This window comes from Pseudomonas sp. MH10 (assembly GCF_034353045.1).
Lineage (GTDB): Bacteria > Pseudomonadota > Gammaproteobacteria > Pseudomonadales > Pseudomonadaceae > Aquipseudomonas.
This window is the reverse complement of record NZ_CP133783.1, coordinates 1,357,953-1,377,874: the sequence shown is the minus strand read 5'-3', so window position 1 is coordinate 1,377,874 and position 19,922 is coordinate 1,357,953. Positions and strand designations below refer to the sequence as shown.

At 56.9% G+C, this 19,922-nt stretch carries 18 protein-coding genes and 1 tRNA gene; 7 read left to right on the top strand and 12 right to left on the bottom strand.

What is annotated here, in order from left to right; genetic code table 11:
- Positions 1-8 precede the first annotated feature (8 nt).
- The 9 genes from RHM59_RS06175 to RHM59_RS06135 form a co-directional block, all read right to left on the bottom strand.
- Entirely contained in the window at positions 9-791 is a 783-nt protein-coding gene (locus tag RHM59_RS06175; protein WP_322286202.1) for a 3-hydroxybutyrate dehydrogenase, read from the bottom strand.
- A gap of 10 nt (positions 792-801) precedes the next feature.
- Positions 802-2,193: a GntP family permease gene (locus tag RHM59_RS06170; protein WP_322286201.1), complete on the bottom strand. Its 1,392-nt coding sequence runs from the start codon at positions 2,191-2,193 to the stop codon at positions 802-804.
- Positions 2,194-2,461: 268 nt separating this feature from the next.
- The gene (locus RHM59_RS06165) at positions 2,462-3,877 is read right to left on the bottom strand and encodes a sigma-54 interaction domain-containing protein (protein ID WP_322286200.1); all 1,416 of its coding nucleotides are present in this window, start codon (positions 3,875-3,877) and stop codon (positions 2,462-2,464) included.
- 128 nt (positions 3,878-4,005) lie between these two features.
- Positions 4,006-5,589, bottom strand: a complete 1,584-nt coding sequence (locus tag RHM59_RS06160; RefSeq protein ID WP_322286675.1) for an ABC transporter ATP-binding protein — start codon at positions 5,587-5,589, stop codon at positions 4,006-4,008.
- Position 5,590: 1 nt separating this feature from the next.
- Positions 5,591-6,613: an ABC transporter permease gene (locus RHM59_RS06155; protein WP_322169516.1), complete on the bottom strand. Its 1,023-nt coding sequence runs from the start codon at positions 6,611-6,613 to the stop codon at positions 5,591-5,593.
- A complete protein-coding gene (locus tag RHM59_RS06150; protein WP_322169519.1) occupies positions 6,613-7,683 on the bottom strand; it encodes a microcin C ABC transporter permease YejB in 1,071 nt (356 codons plus the stop codon). The genes RHM59_RS06155 and RHM59_RS06150 overlap by 1 nt, the downstream gene beginning before the upstream one ends.
- Positions 7,684-9,552, bottom strand: a complete 1,869-nt coding sequence (locus RHM59_RS06145; RefSeq protein ID WP_322286199.1) for an extracellular solute-binding protein — start codon at positions 9,550-9,552, stop codon at positions 7,684-7,686.
- A 287-nt stretch (positions 9,553-9,839) separates the two neighbouring features.
- Positions 9,840-10,121: a peptidylprolyl isomerase gene (locus RHM59_RS06140; protein WP_322169525.1), complete on the bottom strand. Its 282-nt coding sequence runs from the start codon at positions 10,119-10,121 to the stop codon at positions 9,840-9,842.
- Between the two features lie 111 nt (positions 10,122-10,232).
- Entirely contained in the window at positions 10,233-11,321 is a 1,089-nt protein-coding gene (locus tag RHM59_RS06135) for a 3-deoxy-7-phosphoheptulonate synthase (RefSeq protein WP_322286198.1), read from the bottom strand.
- 670 nt (positions 11,322-11,991) lie between these two features.
- Between RHM59_RS06135 and RHM59_RS06130 the strand changes: the two genes are divergently transcribed.
- Together RHM59_RS06130 and RHM59_RS06125 are read left to right on the top strand one after the other, a co-directional pair.
- The gene (locus RHM59_RS06130; RefSeq protein WP_322286197.1) at positions 11,992-12,747 is read left to right on the top strand and encodes a carbon-nitrogen hydrolase family protein; all 756 of its coding nucleotides are present in this window, start codon (positions 11,992-11,994) and stop codon (positions 12,745-12,747) included.
- A gap of 22 nt (positions 12,748-12,769) precedes the next feature.
- Entirely contained in the window at positions 12,770-13,204 is a 435-nt protein-coding gene (locus RHM59_RS06125) for a GNAT family N-acetyltransferase (RefSeq protein ID WP_322286196.1), read from the top strand.
- A 156-nt stretch (positions 13,205-13,360) separates the two neighbouring features.
- On the opposite strand, the gene RHM59_RS06120 is transcribed toward RHM59_RS06125, so the two are convergent.
- Positions 13,361-13,594, bottom strand: a complete 234-nt coding sequence (locus tag RHM59_RS06120) for a DNA-binding protein (RefSeq protein ID WP_322286195.1) — start codon at positions 13,592-13,594, stop codon at positions 13,361-13,363.
- 81 nt (positions 13,595-13,675) lie between these two features.
- Between RHM59_RS06120 and RHM59_RS06115 the strand changes: the two genes are divergently transcribed.
- From RHM59_RS06115 to RHM59_RS06095, 5 genes are all read left to right on the top strand, one after another.
- Positions 13,676-14,029 carry a helix-turn-helix domain-containing protein gene (locus RHM59_RS06115; protein ID WP_322286194.1) on the top strand — a complete coding sequence of 118 codons (354 nt, stop codon included), beginning with the start codon at positions 13,676-13,678 and terminating at the stop codon, positions 14,027-14,029.
- A 197-nt stretch (positions 14,030-14,226) separates the two neighbouring features.
- A complete protein-coding gene (gene uvrY / locus RHM59_RS06110) occupies positions 14,227-14,871 on the top strand; it encodes a UvrY/SirA/GacA family response regulator transcription factor (RefSeq protein WP_322183950.1) in 645 nt (214 codons plus the stop codon).
- A 1-nt stretch (position 14,872) separates the two neighbouring features.
- Positions 14,873-16,696: an excinuclease ABC subunit UvrC gene (gene uvrC / locus RHM59_RS06105; RefSeq protein WP_322286674.1), complete on the top strand. Its 1,824-nt coding sequence runs from the start codon at positions 14,873-14,875 to the stop codon at positions 16,694-16,696.
- A 32-nt stretch (positions 16,697-16,728) separates the two neighbouring features.
- Positions 16,729-17,289 carry a CDP-diacylglycerol--glycerol-3-phosphate 3-phosphatidyltransferase gene (gene pgsA / locus RHM59_RS06100; protein ID WP_322169546.1) on the top strand — a complete coding sequence of 187 codons (561 nt, stop codon included), beginning with the start codon at positions 16,729-16,731 and terminating at the stop codon, positions 17,287-17,289.
- Between the two features lie 64 nt (positions 17,290-17,353).
- A tRNA-Gly gene (locus tag RHM59_RS06095) sits at positions 17,354-17,429 on the top strand.
- A gap of 168 nt (positions 17,430-17,597) precedes the next feature.
- Here RHM59_RS06095 and RHM59_RS06090 read toward each other — a convergent pair.
- The gene (locus tag RHM59_RS06090; RefSeq protein ID WP_322286193.1) at positions 17,598-18,647 is read right to left on the bottom strand and encodes an amidohydrolase family protein; all 1,050 of its coding nucleotides are present in this window, start codon (positions 18,645-18,647) and stop codon (positions 17,598-17,600) included.
- Positions 18,648-19,061: 414 nt separating this feature from the next.
- Positions 19,062-19,835 carry an L-iditol 2-dehydrogenase gene (locus tag RHM59_RS06085; RefSeq protein ID WP_322286192.1) on the bottom strand — a complete coding sequence of 258 codons (774 nt, stop codon included), beginning with the start codon at positions 19,833-19,835 and terminating at the stop codon, positions 19,062-19,064.
- Positions 19,836-19,922: the final 87 nt, after the last annotated feature.

The following is a 19,922-nucleotide window of genomic DNA, read 5'->3' as shown; positions in this document are numbered from 1 at the left end:
CGCTCCGTTTATTGCGCCAACCAGCCGCCATCAATGTTCCAGGCCGCACCGCGCACTTGGCTGCCCGCTTCGCTGCACAAAAACAACACCAGCTCGCCCAGTTGCGGGGGCGTGACGAACTCCAGTGAAGGTTGTTTCTCTGCCAGCAAATCGTGCTTGGCTTTTTCAATGTCGCCATCAGCCGCGCCGCGGGTGTCAATTTGTTGCTGCACCAGCGGGGTCAGCACCCAGCCTGGGCAAATGGCATTGCACGTGACGTTGCTGGTGGCGGTTTCCAGCCCCACGACTTTGGTCAAGCCGATTACGCCGTGCTTGGCCGCAACATAGGCGGCTTTGCCCGTCGAGCCCACCAGGCCGTGAACCGACGCAATGTTGACGATTCGGCCCCAGCCCTTAGCGCGCATGCCTGGCAAGCATAGGCGGGTGCTGTGGAAGACCGAGGACAGGTTAATCGCGATGATTGAGTCCCAGCGCTCCACCGCGAAATCCTCTACCGGCGAGACATGCTGAATCCCTGCGTTGTTGACCAGAATGTCGATGCCGCCAAACTCGCGTTCGCCGTAAGCAACCATCTCGGCGATTTGCGTCGGGTTGCTGACATCGGCCGGGTGGTGGCCGATTTTGCCGCCGTTCTTGCCCGCTGCCGCAACCACCTCGGCCAAGACCGCCGAGGCGTCGCCGAAGCCATTGAGAATTACGTTGGCCCCAGACTTGGCCAAACTCAGGGCGATGCCCAGGCCGATGCCGCTGGTGGAACCGGTAACCAGTGCGGTTTTACCTTGCAGACTCATACCTAACTCCTCAAACAATGCCGGTGGCGTAGAACGTGCCGATCACAACAAAGACCGCCAGTGTTTTGATAATCGTGATGCTGAATATATCCCGGTAGGCCTCTCGGTGGGTTAAACCGGTGACGGCCAACAAAGTGATCACTGCGCCGTTGTGCGGCAGGGTGTCCATGCCGCCGCTGGCCATGGCGGCCACCCGGTGCAGGACTTCCATCGGAATATTGGCCGCATGGGCCGCCGCGATGAACCGGTCGGACATGGCTGCCAAGGCAATGCTCATACCGCCTGACGCCGAACCGGTGATGCCGGCGAGCAAGGTAACGGTGATGGATTCATTGACCAGCGGATTGGGAATGGTTTTTAGCTTATCGGCCAACACCAGAAATCCCGGCAGCGAAGCGATCACTGCACCGAAGCCGTATTCCGACGCCGTGTTCATCGCCGCGAGCAATGCGCCGTTTACCGCGCTTTTGCTGCCTTCGGCCAGCTTGCCGCGAATCGCCCCGAAGCCGAATACCAGTACCGTTAGAATGCCGATCAGCAGCGCTGCTTCCACGGCCCAAATGGCGGTCAACTTGGCGATTTCAGTTTGTATCGGGGTCGCCATGCCGGGCAGGCTCAAGGTATTAATCTTGCCGTACCACTGCGGGATCCACTGGGTGAACAGCAGGTTCATGATGCCAACCAACAGCAGCGGTGACAGGGCTATCCAGGCGTTAGGTAGGTTGACGTCTTCGGCAGTTTCAGGTTCGTTGCGCAACACGGTGCCGTAACCTTCGCCGGCTCGTTGGGCTTTATTGCGTTGGCGTTGCAGGTACAGCATGCCGGTGCAAAACACGAACAATGTGCCGATCAGCCCCAGCCACGGCGCTGCCCAGGCGGTGGTGTTGAAGAATGTCGTGGGAATGATGTTCTGGATTTGCGGGGTGCCGGGCAGCGCGTCCATGGTGAAGGAAAAAGCACCGAGGGCGATGGTGGCTGGAATCAGTCGCTTGGGAATATCGCTTTGGCGAAACATCTCGGCGGCGAAGGGGTACACCGCGAACACCACTACAAACAGCGAAACGCCGCCGTAGGTGAGCAGCGCACAGACCAGCACGATCACCAGCATGGCTTGGCGCGTGCCCAGCAAACGAATGGCTGCTGCGACGATGGCGCGGGAGAAACCGGACAGCTCGATCAGCTTGCCGAACACGGCGCCGAGCAGAAACACGGGGAAGTAGAGCTTGACGAAGCCGACCATCTTTTCCATGAACACGCCGCTAAATGCAGGGGCGACGGCTGACGGGTCGGTCAACAACACTGCACCAAGGGCAGCGATGGGGGCAAACAGAATGACGCTATAGCCACGGTACGCAGCGAGCATCAATAGCCCAAGGGCCGCTAACGCGATGATCACACTCATAGAGTGTCTCCTGAATTGTTATTATTTTTTTTTGCGGCTAGACCGCTGACGGAACACTGCGGGTTTCGTGCCATGTAGCTAACTAATTGAATTTGTTGGTTATTTATAGAATCGCCGATGTGCCTGGTGTCTCGGTTTCAAGACTCACACCATCCCTGTCGGGGCCAACGCGTTGGCGAGAGGGCGTGCAAGGCTAACCCAATAGGGCGGTTCGCCAAGACGTTGGCTCCTACAGGGGGTCTGTCTTTAAATTGAGACTCATATCTCGTTATTGAGACTCTGATATTCCCAGCGCGATCATCTTTTTGTACAGCGTGGAGCGTCCGAGCCCAAGGCACTTGGCCGTTTCGATAACGTTTCCCTTACAGCGGGCCAACGTCGACTGAATCAATTGCCGATCAAATCGCTCGCGAGCGGCACCGAAGGTTTCGGTTTCAACCGTTGTCGTCTGTGGCATCGCCGATACGCTCAGCGGAATCAACGTGCCAATGGCTGAGCGAATTTCACTGGCGTCCAGCATCAGATCGTCAGTGAGCAATGCCGCGCGTTCCAACACGTTTCTCAGTTCGCGGATATTGCCGGGCCAGGCGTGTTGGCCAAGCAAGGCGAGGGCGCCATGATCCAGTTCGTGCTGGCTGCGTAACTCTTCAAGAATCGCATCGCACAGGGCGGGCAGGTCGTCCAGCCGCTCGCGCAACGGCGGCACTTGAATCGGCAGCACGCTGAGTCGGTAATACAGGTCGGCGCGAAATTCGCCGCGCTTGATCGCCGCTTCCAGGTCGGTGGACGTAGCGGCAATAAGTCGAACATCGCTCTGAATCACCTGGTTGGAGCCGACCGGTTCGTACTCCTTTTCCTGCAGCACCCGCAGTAACTTGCTTTGCAGCGCCAGCGGCATGTCACCGATCTCATCGAGAAACAGCGTGCCGCCCTGGGCAATTTTCAGTTTGCCGGGACGGCCCTTGCGGTCGGCGCCGGTGAACGCACCGGGCGCTGTGCCGAAAAATTCGGCTTCAAGCAGGGCTTCCGGGATTGCGGCGCTGTTGATGCTGACAAACGCTTTGTGCGCCCGTGGCGATGCATTGTGGATGGCATGGGCCAGTAACTCTTTGCCGGTGCCGGTTTCGCCGAGCAATAGCACAGGCGAATCAGCACTCGCACTGCGTCGCGCTCGGCGTTTCACCTCAAGGCTAGCGACGCTGGTGCCGATAAAGTGGGCAAAACTGTACTTGGCCTGTCGAGCGCGCAACAGGGAGCGGGTCGAGGCCAGCTCTTCCTGCATGCGCAAGTAGCGTTTGAGTAACGGCGACAGCGCGTGCAGTTCATCGAACAAGGCGAAGCCAATGGCGCCGATCACTGATCCTTCGTCGTCGTTGATCGGCAAACGCATGACCACCAGCGGGTCTTTGGCGGTGTCCATCATGTCCAGCAATATCGGTCGACCGCTGTTCACCACGTCACGCAACAAACTGCCTGGAATCACACTTTCACAGGGTTGACCCACGGCCATGCTTGCGTCATGCAATCCGAAGCGGCGCGCATAGCGTTCATTGATCCACACAATGCGCGCGTCTTTGTCGACGATCACCGTACCTTCGCTGGACTGCTCGATGATTTCGAACAACGAGCGAATCGCCAGCCGCCGGACACGCTGATAATCCTTGAGGCTGTCGCTGTCTTTCATGAAGGTCTCAATGTGGCAGGGTTCTGGCGTCTGATGCGCCCCGTTCGTTGGCAAGCCACACAGGATCTATGTCAATGCTGTGGGAGCAGGCTTGCCTGCGAAAGCGGCATAAGTGAAATGACTCTAAATCAAGCAAACCCTGGATGCGCCGCCGCCAGTAGTTCTTTGGTGTACGGATGCTGGGGCGACTCAAACACATCGTGGCTGGCGCCGCGTTCAACAACCTTGCCGTCCTTGACCACGATCAGGTCATGGGCCAGGGCTTTGACCACGGCCAGGTCATGACTGATAAACAGGTAGGTCAGGCCATGTTTTTCCTGAAGCTGACGGAGCAGGGCGACCACTTGTTTTTGCACAGTGCGGTCCAGCGCCGAGGTAGGTTCGTCGAGCAGGATCAGCGCCGGCTTGAGCACCAGGGCCCGGGCGATGGCGATACGTTGGCGTTGCCCGCCGGAAAACTCATGGGGGTAGCGATGCCGACTGGACGGGTCGAGACCCACTTCCTGCAGCACGCGGATCACTTCGATTTCGCACTGTGCCGGCGTAAGGTCGCTGTGAACCTCCAGGCCCTCGCTGATGATCTGCTCCACCGACATTCGCGGGCTGAGGCTGCCATAAGGGTCTTGAAAGACCACCTGCATCTGCTTGCGCCACGGACGCATTTCTTTCTGGCTCAGGCAATCCAGCGACTGGCCTTGAAATTTGATGCTGCCGCGAGACTCCAGCAACCGCAGGATCGCCTGACCCAAGGTCGACTTGCCTGAACCGGACTCTCCGACGATACCCAGCGTCTTGCCGCGCTCGATGCTCAGGCTGATGTCATCCACCGCTTTAAGGTATTCGTGGTGCCGACGAAAAATCCCGCCGCCCATGGAAAACCATACGCGCAGGTTATCGACTTCCAACACTTTTTCGCGGCTGTCACGGGGCAGAGGTTCCCCCACCGGCTCTGCATCCAGCAGCAAGCGGCTATACGGATGCTGAGGGTTTTTGAACAGCAGGTGGCAGTTGGACTGCTCGACGATTTCACCGGCGCGCATCACGCACACCCGCTGAGCGATGCTGTGCACCAGATTCAGGTCGTGACTGATCAGCAGCAGCGACATGTTCAAACGTTCTTGCAGCTCTTTAAGCAGCAGCAGAATCTTGCGTTGGACGGTGACGTCGAGGGCAGTCGTGGGTTCATCGGCGATCAACAAATCCGGTTCGCAGGCCAAGGCCATGGCGATCATCACCCGTTGCCGTTGCCCACCAGACAGTTGGTGCGGATAGGCTTTGAGGCGCTTCTGCGGGTTCTGAATGCCCACCAGTTCCAGCAGCTCGATAATCCGCCGTTGCGCCGCTTTGCCACTCAAGCCGCGATGCACCAACAAGGTCTCGCCAATCTGCTTGGCCAAGGTGTGCAGCGGGTTGAGCGAGGTCATCGGCTCTTGAAAGATCATCGCGATACGGTTACCGCGAATCTCGCGCAGCGTCGAGCCCTTGGCGTCGACCAATTGTTGTCCCCGGTAACGAATGCTGCCGGTGGTCAGCGTGCCGGCCTTGGGCAGCAGTTGCAGAATCGAATGCGCGGTGACCGATTTGCCTGACCCGGACTCACCGACTAACGCCAGGCATTCGCCGGCCGGGATGTCCAGGCTCACTTTATTGACCACTGTGTGCCCGTTGAAGGCCACCGACAGGTCGCGAATTTCAATCAGGTTTTCGGACATATCAAGACCTCGGGTCGAAAGCATCGCGCAGCGCCTCACCAATGAATACCAGCAGCGACAGGATCAATGCCAAGGTAAAAAACGCCGTCAACCCCAGCCATGGCGCCTGTAGATTCTGCTTGCCCTGGCCGATCAGTTCGCCCAATGAGGCGCTGCCCGCGGGCATGCCGAAACCGAGGAAGTCCAACGCGGTCAGGGTCGAAATGGCGCCGGTCAAAATGAACGGCAAGTAACTCAAGGTCGCGTTCATGGCGTTGGGCAAAATGTGCCGCATGATCACCTTACGGTCACTGAGGCCCAAGGCTCGGGCGGCTTTGACGTACTCCAGGTTACGCCCACGTAAGAACTCGGCGCGCACCACGTCCACCAGCGCGAGCCATGAAAACAGCGCCATGATCCCCAGCAGCCACCAGAAATTCGGCTCGACGAAGCCCGACAGGATGATCAGCAGGTACAGCACCGGCAACCCGGACCAGACCTCCAGCAAACGCTGGCCAATCAAGTCAACCCAGCCGCCGTAATAGCCTTGCAGCGCGCCAGCCGCGATGCCGATCAGCGCACTGATGAACGTCAAGGCCAGGGCAAACAGAATCGATACCCGTGCGCCGAAAATCACCCGTGCCAGTACATCGCGGGCCTGATCGTCGGTGCCGAGCCAATTGGTCGTAGTGGGCGGGCTGGGTGAGGGTTTCGCCAAGTCGTAGTTCGGCGTGTCATCGCTGAACGGAATGGGTGGAAACAGCATCCAGCCGCCGTCGTGAGTAATCAGTTTGCGCACGTAGTCGCTGCGGTAGTCGGGTTGGAAAGGCAGTTGACCGCCAAATTCCTGCTCGGTGTAGCGCTTGAACGCTGGGAAGTACAACGAGTGCTGATAACTCAGCACCAGCGGTTTGTCGTTAGCGATCAGTTCGCCGCCCAGGCTTAACAAGAACAGGGCGCAAAACAGCCACAGCGACCACCAGCCGCGGCGGTTATCTCGGAAGCGTTCGAAGCGCCGACGACCTAACGGAGAAAGTCTGAACATCAGGCGTTCCTCGCGCTGAAATCAATTCGAGGATCGACCAGCGTGTAGCACACGTCGCCGACCAGTTTTATCAGCAGGCCAAAGAGCGTGAAAATGAACAGCGAGCCAAACACCACCGGATAGTCCCGGGAAACTGCCGCTTCGTAGCTCATGCGACCGAGGCCATCCAGGGAGAAAATCACTTCGATCAACAGCGAGCCAGCGAAGAACACGCTGATGAACGCCTGTGGAATCCCGGCCACCACCAGCAACATGGCATTGCGAAACACATGGCCGTACAGCACGCGTTTTTCGCTGACGCCTTTGGCTCTGGCCGTCACCACGTACTGGCGAGTAATTTCATTGAGGAATGAGTTTTTGGTCAGGATGGTCAGCGTCGCGAACCCGCCAATCACCAATGACAGCACCGGCAGCACCAGGTGCCAGAAGTAGTCGGCAATTTTGCCCACGGTCGACAGTTGTTCAAAGTTCTCTGACACCAGCCCGCGCACTGGGAACCAGTTCAGCGATGTGCCGCCGGCAAAAACCACCACCAGTAACATCGCGAACAGAAAGGCCGGCATGGCGTAACCAATGATGATCGCCGTGCTGCTCCAGATGTCGAAATGGCTGCCGTGTTTGACGGCTTTGCGTATCCCAAGGGGGATCGAGATCAGGTAGGTAATCAGCGTCGCCCACAGGCCAAGGGAAATTGACACCGGCATTTTTTGCAGGATCAAGTCGGTGACTTTTGCCCCGCGAAAGAAGCTATTGCCGAAATCCAGTTGCGCGTAATTTTTCAGCATCAGCCAAAGGCGCTCGTGCAGCGGTTTGTCGAAGCCGTATTGGTGTTCGATTTCCTTGAGCAGCTTTGGATCGAGACCCCGGCTGGCACGGGAAACGGTGCTGCCGCTATGGGATTCAGCCGGCGCGCCGCCCACCGTGCTGGCTGAGCCGATGCCTTGCAGGCGGGCAATCGCTTGCTCAACCGGCCCTCCCGGCGCGGCTTGGACGATGAAAAAGTTAACCAGCAGGATGCAAATCAGCGTGGGGATAATCAGCAGCAGTCTTCGCAGTAGATAACCGAGCATTCAATGCACCTCTGCGGGATTGGCCGATGCACCGCGTTTTTCAGCGAACTGCTCGTTGGTCAATGGAGTGGGGCTGATTTCCCACCAAGTTTCGATGGCTTCACCGTTGGCGGCCTGGACTTTCGGAATACCGAAGCGGTTCCACCACACCGTGGACGAGCCGGGCGGGTAGAAATTGGGAATCCAGTAGTAACCCCATTGCAGCACCCGATCCAACGCGTGGGCGTAGTTGACCATGGTCGCTTTGTCGCCGGCTTTTACCAGTCCGGTGATCAAGCTGTCGACGGCCGGATCCTGCAACACCATGTAGTTGTTCGAGCCGGGGTCTTTGGCGCTTTTGGAGCCAAAACAGTTGTACAGCTCTAGCCCTGGGGAGGTTGATACCGGGTAGCCGGTAACGATCATGTCGTAGTCCCGCGCCATCACCCGATTGAGGTACTGGGCGGCATCGATGCGGCGAATGTCGAAGGTGATGCCGATTTGCGCCAGGTTACGTTTGTAAGGCAGCAGTAGCCGTTCGATGCCCGCTTGAGCATTGAGGAACGTGAAGGTCAACGGCTCGCCTGCGGCATTCACCAAATGGTCGCCTTTAGGCATCCAGCCTGCCTCCTCAAGCAAGTGCAGGGCCTGCAATTGTTTGTTGCGAATGAAGCCGGTGCCATCGGTTTTTGGCGTATGAAACACTTGGGTAAACACTTGCGGCGCAACCTCTCCGCGCAGCGGCTCGAGGATTTTCAGCTCATCTTCAGTGGGCGGTTGGTCGGCGGCGAGCGCGCTGTTGGAGAAGTAACTGTTTTGACGCACATACACGTTGTGCATCATCTGCCGGTTGCTCCATTCAAAGTCCCAGAGCATCGCCAGCGCTTCACGAACCCGCCGATCTTTGAACATCGGGCGATCCAGGTTGAAGATGTAGCCCTGTGAACTCTGAACCGCGCCCTGGGCCAGTTGGGCTTTTTGCAAGCGTCCATCGGTTAGGGCCGGGCTTTCATAGCCGATGGAATAGCTGGTCGCCGAGAACTCCCGATTGTAGTCATACGCGCCGCCACGCAATACCTGGCGTGCGACGTCGGTGTCGCCAAAATACTCGACGCTGAAGTGATCGAAGTTATAAAACCCGCGATTTACGGGCAGGTCCTTGCCCCACCAGTTCGGATCGCGCTCAAAGGTGATGCTGCGTCCGGCATCGACCTTGCTCACTTTGTAGGGGCCGCTGCCCAGCGGGATTTCGAAGCCGCCGCCGTTGGCAAAGTCGCGAGTCTTCCACCAATGCTCGGGAAACACTGGCAGCGAGGCCAGGTCAAGCGGCAGGGTGCGGTTCTCGTTGTTTTTGAAATCGAAGCGAATTTGAGTCGGGGACTCGACCTCGACGTGGGTCACGTCTTCGAATTCCGTTCGGTATTGCAAGCTGCCTTGGGTCATCAACAGGTCGTAGGTGTAACGCACGTCCTCGGCGGTGATGGGCACGCCGTCGGCAAAGCGTGCTTTGGGGTTCAGGACAAAGCGCAGCGATAGCCCGTCTTTGCTGCGCTCCATGCTCTGTGCGACCAAGCCGTACACCGTGAAAGGCTCATCCAGCGAGCGAACCGCGAGGGGCGAATAGAGCAGGCCACTGAGTTGTGCAACACCGGTGCCTTTGTCGATGTACGGCAACATGTGGTCAAACTGACCGATCTCCAGCGCCGAGCGACGCATGCTGCCGCCTTTGGGTGCGTCGGGATTGACGTAGTCGAAATGGGTGAAGTTGGCAGGGTATTTAGGTGACTCGCCGTAAACAGTCAGGGCATGTTCTGGGGCGGCGGCCAAGGGCTGAAAGCCAGAAATCAAGGCTAGCGATGCGACGATCAACGATGAAAAAACAAAACGCATTGCTCGAATCCTGACTGACGTCCGCAAGCGAATATCAGGGTTAAGGGTGAAAAACCAAGACGGTGCAGAAACCTACTGATTCATGGCTGCTTCTTAGGGATATGACATCGTGCAAGCAGCGGGGCTAACCATGCATCGACACATGAAGTTGCACAATCGGTTTTTACGTTCGGAGGCACGAATGGCCCGAATGACGCAGTTTTCGAAGGGTTTTACAGCGACGAGCGGGTGGTACACATGAAAACGGCCCGTCTGACAGACGGGCCGTTGAGCCAAACGCGGGACTGTTAGTCCTGGCGGCTGGTCACTTCCAGCAGGTGATAACCGAACTGGGTTTTTACTGGGCCTTGGACGACGTTGACTGGCGCGCTGAAGACCACGGTGTCAAATTCCTTGACCATCTGGCCTGGACCGAATGAACCCAGGTCACCACCTTGACGGCTGGATGGGCAGCTCGAGTTCGCTTTGGCGACTTCGGCGAAATCAGCGCCGCCCTCAATTTGGCTTTTCAGTTCGATGCACTTTTCTTCGCTGGCAACGAGGATGTGGCGGGCAGTGGCTTTAGCCATGGTAATTACTCCTATTAAAAAAAGGGAAAGCCTACCGGATTAAGGACGGCAATTCCCGCGAAAGTTCCGCCTGACTCCTAGGTGGTCATGCAAGGTTAGACGCTCGACGGTTCAACGTTGCTGGCGCAAAGCATTGGCTGCATCGCGCAACAGCTGTGCGCTGGCGTCCCAGCCCAGGCAGCCATCAGTGACTGAAACGCCGTATTTCAGCGCGTCGCTCAGCGGCTGGCAACCATCGAACAAGTGGCTCTCGAGCATCATGCCGACCAGCGAGCGATCGCCCTGCAAGCGTTGCTCAAGCACCTCGTTGAACACGGCGGGCTGGCGTAGCGGGTTTTTGCCACTGTTGGCATGGCTGCAATCGACCATGATCCGCGCGGCGATGCCGACTTTCTCCAGACTGGCGCGTACCGTGGCCACGCTTTGGCTGTCGTAGTTCGGACCGCTATGGCCACCGCGCAGCACCACGTGGGTGTCCTGGTTGCCTTGAGTTTCGATGATCGCCGGGTGACCCTGCCGGTCCATACCGAAGTGCCGGTGAGGGTGGGCTGCCGAACGCATGGCATCGGTGGCAACGGTGACGCCACCGTCGGTGCCGTTCTTGAATCCAACGGGCATGGGCAAGCCGCTGGCCATTTCCCGGTGAATTTGCGACTCAGTGGTGCGGGCACCAATGGCCACCCAACTCAACACGTCATCGAAATAGCCCGCCGCCATGGGTTGCAGGATTTCGGTGGCGATGGGCAGTCCCAGCCGGAGCATTTCACGCATCAGTTCGCGGGACAGAGTCAGGCCAGCGGCCATGTCATCGCTGCCATCGAGCCGTGGGTCGTACGCCAGGCCCTTCCAGCCGACCGTTGTGCGGGGCTTTTCGACGTAAGCGCGCATCACCAGCAACAATTGGTCACTGACGTCTGCGGCCAGTGCCGCCAATCGTTCGGCGTATTCGAGGGCGGAGCGCGGGTCGTGGATCGAACACGGACCGACGACGACCAGCAAACGAGAGTCTTCGCCGTTGAGAATGGCGCGTATTGCGTGGCGGTGGGCGGTAACTTGATTGCTAAGCGCTGTATCGAGTGGTACCTGCTGCTTGAGTTGCAGGGTGCTGGGCAAGCGTTGTGGGGCTGGGGCGCTGTCGATCAACGTCATTGGCTGTGACATCAGCTCGGACAGGATGTTTACCGCGACGGATGAGTTCATGTGCTGGCTTCCTGGGCGGGCGCGGGTTTATCGCGCTCGACGCCCTATTGGGGTGTTCGACAATTGGCCGTGCTGGCCTTCAGTGTTGGCTTGCCACCCGAAAGTGACCGGTCGGAGGCGGCAGGCTGTCCCGAGCGGAGGCTGCTAAATCGCCAGGCGAAGTCGGTGTCGTTGCGGTAACCAGTGGCGTAATTCATGTCGATTCCTCGATTCGATTCAATTCAATACAGTTCGGATGTTCAGGGCCTGAAAAAACAAAACCCCCGATCAGGTTGCCGACCGGGGGTAGAGAATTCTCTGGTTGGCGTCCCCGTTAATGTGGGCGCCGTGTGGGTATCAGGCGCGCTAGTGGCTAAACCAATACCCAAAATAAAAATAAGACGGTGCAGCGTGCGCGTTCGCTTCATTCACCGCAGACACGACCTCTACCGAGCGCTGAACGCTGGCAGTGTGAGGTGACTGAGATGAGTGGGAGTGCAACATGGTCTTTCTCCGTTTGATGGGGCCGAGCTTACTGCAGGCGCACGCTGCTGTTCAATTAGAAAATCGCATCGGTGCGATTGAGTGTGTCGGTCGCCAGGCGCACATCCGAATTGCACTCGAGGGTTCAGCGTGATGTCATCCAATGCACGCTAAACAGGCCGGAAGATTTTAATCAGGGAGCATCATCGTGGGTACAAGTGTCGTTGCAGCCGCTCAATCGGTTTCTGTCGCAGGGGATATCGACGCCAACATCCTGCGTCATTTGGTTTTTATGCGGGCAGCGATAGCGCAGGGAGTGGAATTTCTGTTGTTTCCCGAACTGTCGCTGACCGGTTACGAGCGAGGCTTGGCCCATGAACTGGCCATCGATCCAGCCGATGCGCGCCTGCGGCCTCTGCACGAACTGGCGCGGGACAGTGGAATGGTGACGGTGGTCGGTGCGCCGATTCGTCGTTCGGGCAGCCCTGACGTACTGATCGCGGCGCTGGTGCTGGGCGTTGCCGCTGAGGTAGGTGTCTACAGCAAACAGCATCTGCATGCGGGTGAAGAGCTGGTGTTTAGCCCGGGCGAGGGCGGTGAAAGCGTGCAAATTGGCACCGACCACATCGTCCTGGCGGTGTGTGCAGACTTCACCCATGCCAGCCACGCGAGCGCAGCTGCGCAATCGGGTGCCACGGTGTATGCCGCCAGCGTGCTAATCACCGACGGCGGCTACGTTGCGGATACTCAATTGTTGGCGGGTTACGCTGCTGAACACGGGATGGCGGTGCTAATGGCCAACCACGGTGGCGCGACCGGAGGCTGGGAGTCGGCGGGCCGCAGCGCCTTTTGGTCAGAGGACGGCATGTGGGTAGGGGCCGCCGACGGTCCGGGCGATTTGCTGGTGGTCGCGCGCCACAATGGAAATAAATGGGCAACCAGCGTTGTTCCGGTAATGGCTTGATCGCCCACGGAGGTAAGGAGACATGGACCTGAGACTGCGTTCGGCAACCCTTGCCGACATGGATTTCGCCCGTGAATTGACCCGCGTAAATATGCGCCGCTATTACACCGAATATGAACGCGTCTGGCAGGGGCAATTATTCGATGCTGAATGGGTGTTTAGAAACAGCTCCGTCATCGTCAAGGCTGACAAACAGATTGGTTATTTTAGCGTCAGTCCAGAGACGGGTTATCTGTATTTGCGGGATGTGCAGCTGTGCGAACCCTATCGCGGCGAGGGGGTTGGCGCTTGGGTCATGGATCAAATTGCGATGATCGCCAGGGAGCAAGGTTTCAGAAACATCCGATTGAAGGTGTTTAAAAGTAATCCTGCGACTCAGTTATACCAACGGCAAGGCTACGCAGTGATCCGTGAAGACGATGAATTGTTCTGGATGGAGTGCATTCTCAAGGATTGAGGCTGTGTTCGTGAACGCCAACGAAGCGGATCGGTGGCAATGGCCGCACAGATTCACTCTGGCTGACCGGCATGTGCCTCAATGTGCACCCGACGTGATTCGGTGAAATCATTCGGTAAGCGCACCCGTTGCATTCCCGCAGAGACACAAACACCTTCATTCCGCCAACGGCGCAACGTCCAATTCTTTATCGGCCGGAATACTTCCAATCTTCATCCCCAGCAAAACGGCGACTTTGTGCGATTCACCACGCTTGCCTTTTTTTCGTCCAGCCAAGACTTGATAGGTCGTTGCCGGGTCGATGCTGTGCTCCCGGGCAAACTCCTGGACTGATTTTCCTTGTTGTTCTAACCAAGCCTTAGCTTGTGCAGCGGTACGTATTCCGGGCATAGTTCAAAACCGTTCAAATCAGTTTAATTTTCATGGATTCTACCCCTCGTACAGATAGGGTCAACAGGATTATGCATTCAAATGAATGGAATTGGTTCAAGATTGCGAAAAGAACGAGAGCGCCTAGGTCTCTCGCAGCGAGCATTTGGTGAAATTGGTGGTGTAGAAGCTAATGCTCAGGGGAAATACGAAAGCGGCGACCGTGCCCCGAAAGCCGATTATCTTGCAGCTGTTGCAGCCAGAGGCGTGGACGTTCTGTTTGTGCTTACAGGTACTGCTGCGCCGATTCCTGTCGATAATCTCAGTCTGGCCGAGGAAAAAGTACTCGGCAGCTTCCGGACATTGCATAAAGAGGACCAAGACGCGATCAGACGCTTGACGACGACCATGGCTGAATTATCGGCCTCGTATTTGACTAATAACAAACCGACGTGAACGGCGCGTTTAGGTAGAAATCCTGTTTCTGGACTTTCAAAAAACAATTCCCAAATATATGAAGACGTTAGTGGTAGCGTGTCACTAACGCCGTTTTACATCGGCATTGCACCAATATCGTGCTTGTAGCTAGGTCTGGCTCACTGTTTTTGCTAAGGTGGACGGTATTCGTAATGACCGTTTTGTGAGGTGTCTGCTTGATTAGGGTGCTAGTAGTTGATGACCATGATCTTGTTCGAACAGGCATTACACGGATGTTGGCCGATATCGATGGTCTCCAGGTCGTAGGACAGGCTGAATCAGGTGAAGAGTCCCTGAAGAAGGCCCGTGAGCTTAAACCCGACGTGGTATTGATGGACGTCAAGATGCCCGGCATCGGCGGTCTGGAAGCAACTCGAAAATTGATACGTAGCCATCCCGACATCAAGGTCGTGGCGGTGACGGTGTGTGAAGAAGACCCGTTTCCGACGCGTCTTCTGCAAGCGGGTGCGGCGGGTTATTTGACCAAGGGTGCTGGCCTGCCTGAGATGGTACAAGCCATTCGTCTGGTATTCGCCGGGCAACGTTACATCAGTCCGCAGATCGCCCAGCAATTGGCGCTAAAGTCGTTCCAGCCGCAGAGCAGTAACTCGCCGTTTGATCTGCTGTCGGAGCGTGAGATCCAGATTGCCCTGATGATCGTCGGCTGCCAGAAAGTCCAGACCATCTCTGACAAACTGTGCTTGTCGCCCAAAACCGTGAACACCTATCGTTATCGCATTTTTGAAAAGCTCTCGATCGGCAGTGATGTCGAGTTAGCCCTATTGGCCGTTCGCCACGGCATGGTTGATGCCAGTCTCTGAAATGACCCAAACGTTCGATCCAAGCGCCTTCCTCTCTACGTGCAGTGGCCGTCCCGGTGTGTATCGGATGTTCGATGCCGAGTCGCGGTTGTTGTACGTCGGCAAGGCGAAAAACCTCAAGAGCCGACTGGCCAGTTATTTTCGCAAGACGGGGCATGCGCCGAAGACCAGTGCATTGGTCGCCCGTATTGCGCACATTGAAACCACCATCACCGCTAACGAGACCGAAGCCCTGTTACTGGAGCAGACGCTCATCAAAGAGTGGCGGCCGCCTTATAACATTCTGCTGCGCGACGATAAGTCCTACCCCTACGTTTACCTTTCGGACGGTGATTACCCGCGTCTGAGTATTCACCGTGGCGCGAAAAAAGGAAAAGGCCGTTATTTCGGGCCTTACCCGAGCGCTGGCGCGATTCGTGAGAGCTTGAGCCTGCTGCAGAAAGCTTTTCTGGTGCGGCAATGCGAAGACAGCTATTTCAAAAACCGTGCTCGGCCGTGTCTGCAATACCAAATCAAACGCTGCAAGGGGCCCTGCGTCGGTTTGGTCGAGCCCGAGGTTTATGCACAAGACGTCCGGCACTCCGTGATGTTCCTCGAAGGCCGCAGCAATGCGTTGTCGAACGAGTTAAATGCGGCGATGGAAGAGGTGTCCGTGAACCTGGAGTTTGAGCGCGCGGCAGAGCTGCGTGATCAGATATCCCTGCTGCGACGGGTTCAGGATCAGCAAAGCATGGATGGCGGGACCGGCGATGTGGATGTGGTGGCGGCGTTCATCAATCCGGGTGGCGCCTGTGTTCACTTGATCAGCGTGCGTGGCGGACGGGTGTTGGGCAGCAAGAGTTTCTTCCCGCAAGTGGGCATCGAGGAGGAGGTGGGTGAGGTGATGTCGGCCTTCCTGTCGCAGTATTTCCTCAGCGATCACGACCGCGAACTGCCCAGTGAGGTGATCGTCAACGTTGTTCACGAAGACTTCCCAACGCTGATTGATGCGATCGAAGAAATCCGTGGCCATGAAATGACCATCAGCCATCGGGTGCGTGGCACCCGGGCGCGCTGGCAGCAATTGGCGGTGACCAACGCCGAGCAGGCGCTTTCTGCGCGCCTGGCCAACCGTCAGCACGTTACGGCGCGTTTTGAAGCGTTGGCCAAAGTGTTGAATCTTGATGAGCCGCCGCAGCGGCTGGAGTGTTACGACATCAGCCATTCCAGCGGCGAAGCCACCGTGGCGTCCTGCGTGGTGTTTGGTCCTGAGGGGCCTATCAAGTCGGATTATCGGCGTTACAACATCGAAGGTATTACTGGCGGCGATGATTACGCTGCCATGCACCAAGCCTTGATGCGACGCTTCAGCAAAATCAAGGACGGCGAAGGCAAACTGCCTGATATCTTGCTGGTCGACGGCGGTAAGGGGCAGCTGTCCATGGCCCGAGACGTGATGAACGAGCTGGCGATACCGGACATTATTTTGTTGGGTGTGGCGAAAGGCGCAACGCGGAAGGCGGGTTTTGAAACGCTGTACCTGAATGATGCTGCCCATGAATTTACTTTAAAAGGCGATGATCCAGCGTTGCACCTGATCCAGCAAATCCGCGACGAAGCCCACCGTTTCGCCATCACCGGACACCGCGCGCGACGGGGCAAAACGCGTCGTACATCGACCTTGGAGGGCGTGGCAGGGGTCGGGCCGACCCGTCGTCGAGACCTGCTAAAACACTTTGGTGGATTGCAGGAATTGTCCCGCGCCAGCATCGAAGAAATAGCGAAAGCGCCAGGAATTAGCAAAAAGCTCGCAGAGTCGATTTATGCCAGCCTGCACAGCGAGTAGAATGCCCGCTCACCTCGTAGCCAGTTGTGCCGATGAATATCCCTAATCTGATCACCGTAATACGTGTCCTGCTGATACCGATCTTCATTTTGCTGTTTTATTTGCCTTATCAATGGAGCTACATGGCAGCCAGTACGGTGTTCGCCATTGCGGCGGCAACCGATTGGCTTGACGGCTATCTGGCGCGTCGGCTTGAGCAAAGCACACCCTTTGGTGCGTTTCTCGATCCGGTGGCCGACAAGCTGATGGTCGCTGTGGCCTTGGTGTTGCTGGTTCAGGTACACGCCAGTCTTTGGCTGACATTACCCGCCGCGGTCATCATCGGTCGCGAGATTGTCATTTCCGCGTTGCGCGAATGGATGGCTGAAATCGGTGCGCGGGCACACGTTGCCGTGTCCAGCCTGGGCAAATGGAAAACCGCTGCGCAGATGATCGCACTGGTTATCCTGCTGGCGAACCCGCCCGGATTCACCTTCTGGGTCGTGCTTGGTTATGTGCTGTTGTTGATTGCTGCGGGCCTGACATTGTGGTCAATGGTTCAATACTTGCGTGCGGCATGGCCGCATCTCAGAACCGACACAGAAAAAAAATAAGTTTTTGAATCAAGGGCTTGACTCGGCTATTTGAATCTATAGAATAGCGCCTCGTTACCAAGATGCGGGAATAGCTCAGTTGGTAGAGCACGACCTTGCCAAGGTCGGGGTCGCGAGTTCGAGTCTCGTTTCCCGCTCCAAACATAGCTCAATGGATTTCAGCTGAATTCCATTGAGCAAGAAAAAAGGACCTTCGGGTCCTTTTTTCATTTGGGTTGAACTCGCCGACCCTGTGCCCAATAAACCCCGCCTGACTAACGCCACTTTGTTTTTCGTGAGTACCCTAGTTCAGCCGGTTAACGAGGTGCTTAATCGGACAGGCCCAGGCGGAATACTTTGTTGCTGGTCTTCCAGAACACCCGTTCGCGCTCCTCCGGGTTCGCAATCACGTCCTCGACAATCTTGACATGCTCTTTGATCCCGTATGGCACCGGACCGAAGTCGGAGCCGAATACCACTCGGTCCACACCGCACATTTCAACCGCAGCTCGCACCCCAATGGGGTTGAATCCCATGCAGTCGACAAGAATGTTGGTCTTGAAATATTCGGAGGGTGGTCGCTTATTTGTGTAAGGCCTGCCGGCCGGAGGGTTGGGGATCCCGTTGTAATTGAGGTGCCAATTGAATTCGAGCCGTCCGAGGATCGACGCGAGTTCACCGCCCATGTGGACGATCAGTACCTGCAACTTCGGGTGGCGATCGAACACGCCAGAGGCGATCATCCGGGCACCGTTGACGGTAGAATCGAAGGGGCGACCGACCGCCTCGTTGAGGCGGTATTGCATGAGCGACTCGTGCCCAATCGATAGCATAGGTGGATGGATATGCACCACGATGTCATTGGCTGCCGCAAACTCCCAAAGCCACTCCGCCTTGGGGCTGTCAAGGAAAGTGCGTTCGGACCCGTCGCCGTAGCTTGACGAAACCGCAATCGCTTTCGCGCCACCCTTGCTGATCATTTCCTCAACGATTGATCGACAGCTCTCTTCCAGCGCGTGTGCGTTGGCCGTGAGTGCGAATTCACCGGGAAAGCGATCCCTGATCTCAAAGTATTCGTCGTTCAGGAACTTCAAAGCCTCGCCGGTGCTGACTTGAAGCAAATCCCGCGCAATCCAAGGCACCTCGCCGCCATTGGTGATAAGGCTGAGGGTAACGCCGGCCTCGCGCTGGATGGGCATGGCGAAATTCAGATCGAAACACTCGCGATAGCACATCAAGTCCTGAGCGTTAGTCTGCGGGAATCCTAGTTTCGGGTCATAGAGGCCTAGCTCCGCCATCTTGGCTTGCATCTTGGGTCCCATCGGATGCCGATGGGTATCGACGATGTTCCTGCGTTCAGCGTTGTTTGACAGTGTCATGCCAGCCTCCTTAACAGCGAAATAAAAACGCGCATGGTTGTAATGGGATTGAGCAAGTCGTCGCTCAAAAAGTGAGCTTTTTGGGTGACACGGCCGAGTGGCTTCTTTCCTGCTGGAATGGGTGTATATCGAAGCCTGTGCTTCTCTGCATCGTGGCGAAGCGACCAGCATGAAGCGTTGTTCGCCGTGGCCAATAGTGCTTCCAACCGGGTTCGTCTATTTGATCTGTATCAATGGCGGTTGGGATCGATAACGGTGTCGGACGCGTGGTTGTTCCCAAGCCTTTACGAGCGTGCCAACGAATCCACCTGGTTATCAGGAATAGGCGCTGAAATAGCCGGCGGCCGGTGGAACTCCAAAGGCAAAAAACCGTGTATTGATCAGCCGATCCCTCGACTTCTGAAAACTGTCGCGTCAACTCATCCAGTTACCGCCGTCAACGTTGTACGTCTGGGCGACGATGTAATCGCTCTCTGAAGAGGCCAGGAAAATCGCCATGCCTTTCAAGTCATCGGCGGTGGCCATTCTACCGAAGGGCACTTGCTCGCCAACGCGCTTCTTTTTCTCGCCTACTGGAAGGTTTTCATAGTGGGCAAACAGCGCATCAACGCCGTCCCAGTGTTCGCCATCGACCACACCAGGGGCGATGGCATTGACGTTTATTCCGTGCTTGATGAGGTTCAATCCCGCAGATTGAGTCAGGCTGATCACCGCGGCTTTACTCGCGCAATAGACCGCGACCAGAGCCTCGCCACGGCGTCCGGCCTGGCTCGCCATGTTGATGATTTTTCCGCCATGCCCTTGGCTGATCATCTGTCTGGCGGCTGCCTGCAGGGTAAATAAAGTGCCAGCCACGTTGATCGAAAATAGCCGTTCGAAACTGGTTCGGGTGATTTCCGTAATGGGTGCCAAGTCGAAAAGCGCAGCGTTATTGACCAGAATATCGAGCTTGCCCGTGTGGGTAATGACAGCGGCAATGGCTGCATCAATGGAGGCTTGATCGGTGACGTCCATCTTCACTGCATACGCATGGGGGCCAAGCGCTACTGCGGTAGCTTGCGCGCGTTGAAAATCGATGTCGGCGATGGCCACCGTGGCGCCTTCATGGAGGTACGCCTGAGCGAATACTTGACCGATGCCCCGGGCAGCCCCGGTTATCAGTGCGCTTTTTCCTTCCAGTCGTTTCATGTGATGTTTCTCCTGCTTTCAGAAATCGTGGCCATGGATGGCGATCATTGAGCGCGGTAAAACCCCGTGGTCGGTGTGTTTTTCAGC